We start from the raw sequence: 2814 nt of genomic DNA, 5'->3' as shown, positions 1-2814 counted from the left end.
CCGGCTGGCTCACACGGTGACCTTGGCGCGCAGCTGGCTGAGCATCTTGTCCCCGATCCCGCTCACTTCACCGAGCTCCTCCACCGCCGTGAACCGCCCGTGCTCGGTGCGCCAGTCGATGATCCGCTGGGCGAGCACTGGGCCCACCCCGGGGAGGGTCTCGAGGGTGGCAAGGTCGGCGGTGTTGAGGTTGACCGTCGCGGCGCCCGCTCCCCCCGGGCCCGCACCGACCCCACCGGAGCCGATCCCCGGAGCCGCCGCACCCGGCGCCACAGGGGGCAGCTCGCCGGGCTTGGGGACGAAGACCTGCTCGCCGTCGACCAGCGCGCGAGCGAGGTTGAGGGCCGCGAGGTCGGCGCCCCGCTTCGCTCCTCCGGCCGCCTCGATCGCGTCAGCCACGCGGCTGCCGGACCTGAGACGGACCAGCCCGGGCTCGGCCACCTGCCCCACGACGTGGACGACGAGCTCCGGCTGCGGCGCAGCGCCCGCCCCGGTCCCTCCCGCGCCGGGGCCGGGAGCGGCCCCCGTCGCCTCAGCAAGGCCAGCAGCTGCGGACTGCGCCGGTGCAGATCGCGACACGACCTCAGGGGTAGCCAGCCCACCCGTGGAGACCTCCGACGGTCCGCGTGCGTCGGACACCTCGGCCAGCGTCTCCCCTTGTGCCGCCCGCTCGGCCCAGAGGATCCGGAGGACGAAGGCACAGCCGAGCGCCACCACGAGCGCCAGCACCGCAACGACGGCACTGCTCGTCACCGACACCCGCCCGGACCGCAGCGACGCCGGCACCGTCACAAGGGACGGCCGGCGGGCTCGGCGCAGCTGGTCCTCGAGGTCGTCGTCAGTCCCATCCGGCTCCTCGCGCCCGACTCCTCCCAGGTCGTCGAGGCCGGACCTGCTCGGCGTGTCCGTGGCGTCCGGCGCCTCGTTGCCCGGTGGCGACGGCACCCAGCCGCCGGGCCCTCCCCGCCACGCGCCGTCGTCCACCCGACCACCACCCAGGACCTGCACCACGCGCTCGAGGTCAGGGCTCCTCGGGACTCGGCTCAGCGGCATACCGCGAAGGTAGGCGGACCCGCCCCAGCCCCGCCCGCAGGCGCCTCCAGCTGTGGACGATCACGCGACCCGCCCACCGGATGTGGACGGCCACTACCCGAGACGCCCCCTCCACCGATTGGGACGCAGCACACCGGCTGCGCCACAATCCTCGAATGGCCCGGCACATCATGACCCTCACGTGCGACGACCGACCCGGCATCGTCGCAGCCGTCTCGGCAGCCCTGCTCGAGGTCTCCGCCAACATCGTGGAGAACCAGCAGTACTCCGACCTCGACACGAACCTCTTCTTCATGCGCACGGTCTTCGACGCCGACGAGGACGGAGTCCGGTCCGTCCTCGCCGCCATCGAGGCCAGCCCCGCCATCGAGCACCAGCACCTCGCCGTGCGGCCCGAGGAGGAGCTGTGCCGGACGCTCATCCTCGTGTCGAAGTTCGACCACTGCCTTCTCGACCTGCTCCACCGGTGGCAGAGCGGCGACCTGCCGATCGACGTCGTCGGAGTCGTGTCCAACCACGAGGACACGCGCGGGCTCGTCGAGTACTACGGCGTCCCGTTCACGCACGTCCCGGTGACGAAGGAGAACAAGGTCGAAGCCGAGGCCGAGATCATGCGGATCGCCGAAGCGACACGCACCGAGCTCGTCGTGCTCGCCCGCTACATGCAGATCCTCTCCGACGACCTGTGCCGACAGCTCGAGGGCCGGGCGATCAACATCCACCACTCGTTCCTGCCGGGCTTCAAGGGCGCCAAGCCCTACCACCAGGCGCATGACCGCGGCGTCAAGCTCATCGGAGCGACCGCGCACTACGTCACCGCAGACCTCGACGAGGGACCGATCATCGAGCAGGACGTCGTGCGCGTCACCCACGCGGAGACGCCGCAGCGCCTCGTCGCGATCGGCCAGGACGTCGAGCGGCGCGTGCTCACGCGGGCCGTGCGCGACCACGCGGAGAGCAGGGTCTTCCTCTCGGGGCGGCGCACCATCGTCTTCTGAGCCGTATGCCGCCGGGCCGGCGTGCCCCGCTCCATCGCCTCTCCTGGCGGCTCGATCACTCGCGGACGAGGACGGCCTTCGCCTCGCGCACCGTGACCGTCGTCGTGGGGCCGGGAACAGTGACCGTGGACGGGATCGGGTCCCAGGTGCGGCCGTCGAGGCTGAAGTCCGCCCCGAAGGTCGTGTCCACGCGCACCTGGTAGGAGCCCGGCTTGGCATAGACGTGCGTGACGTCACCATCCGGATAGGTGCCCCCGACCGAGCGCGTCGGACCGAACGACTCACCGTCGCCGAACACGTACGTGAAGCCGACGAGCTTGGGCCTGATGCTCACCGGAATGCCACGCAGCAGCGAGCGATCCACTTCGCCCGGCTCGAATCCTGCGCTCGACCAACGCACTTCGTAGAACGTCGTGAGGTTGACGAGAGTCGTGTCGCCCACCGGCTGGGTCGAGATCTGGGGCTTGGCCCACGGGGTGCGCATGAACTGCGCCGTGATCTCGGCCATGGTCAGGCGCGGCTGGGCGCCAGGAGCGACGTCGGTGTGGCAGGTGATCCCGACCCGCTCCCACGGCTGGATCTCTCGCCCGTTCTGCATGATCCGGCGCCAGATCGCTGACAGCGGTCCGACGGTGTCGGGCGGACAGCTGCGCAGCGCCCGGGAGCAGAGGACGTCCTGACTGTCGGTGCCCGGGAGGGCGTCGGGGCAGTCCGCGATGGTCGAGTACTCGTACACTGGCCGGTTCGCATCCGCCTTCGGCGA

3 protein-coding genes are annotated in these 2814 nt (G+C 71.2%); 1 reads left to right on the top strand and 2 read right to left on the bottom strand.

Features of this window, described 5'->3' with window-relative positions:
* Positions 1-9: 9 nt before the first annotated feature.
* Positions 10-1053 (bottom strand): ComEA family DNA-binding protein, encoded by a 1044-nt coding sequence (locus tag LOY02_RS19020; protein WP_317183932.1) that lies wholly within the window; start codon positions 1051-1053, stop codon positions 10-12.
* Between the two features lie 155 nt (positions 1054-1208).
* Here LOY02_RS19020 and purU point away from each other — a divergent pair, with 155 nt between their 5' ends.
* On the top strand, positions 1209-2051 hold the full coding sequence (purU, locus tag LOY02_RS19015) for a formyltetrahydrofolate deformylase (RefSeq protein ID WP_317183931.1): 843 nt from the start codon (positions 1209-1211) through the stop codon (positions 2049-2051).
* 55 nt (positions 2052-2106) lie between these two features.
* Here purU and LOY02_RS19010 read toward each other — a convergent pair.
* Positions 2107-2814 (bottom strand): PKD domain-containing protein (locus LOY02_RS19010; protein WP_317183930.1); only part of this gene is annotated, 708 nt, incomplete at its 5' end.

The organism is Intrasporangium sp., assembly GCF_032907665.1.
Lineage (GTDB): Bacteria > Actinomycetota > Actinomycetes > Actinomycetales > Dermatophilaceae > Intrasporangium.
The sequence above is the reverse complement of the archived record's forward strand: the minus strand, read 5'-3'. Positions and strand labels throughout refer to the sequence as shown.

Coding starts and splice junctions, on each gene's coding strand:
- LOY02_RS19020 (WP_317183932.1), bottom strand. CDS start 1,053: ATGCCGCTGAGCCGAGTCCCGAGGAGCCCTGACCTCGAGCGCGTGGTG.
- purU (WP_317183931.1), top strand. CDS start 1,209: ATGGCCCGGCACATCATGACCCTCACGTGCGACGACCGACCCGGCATC.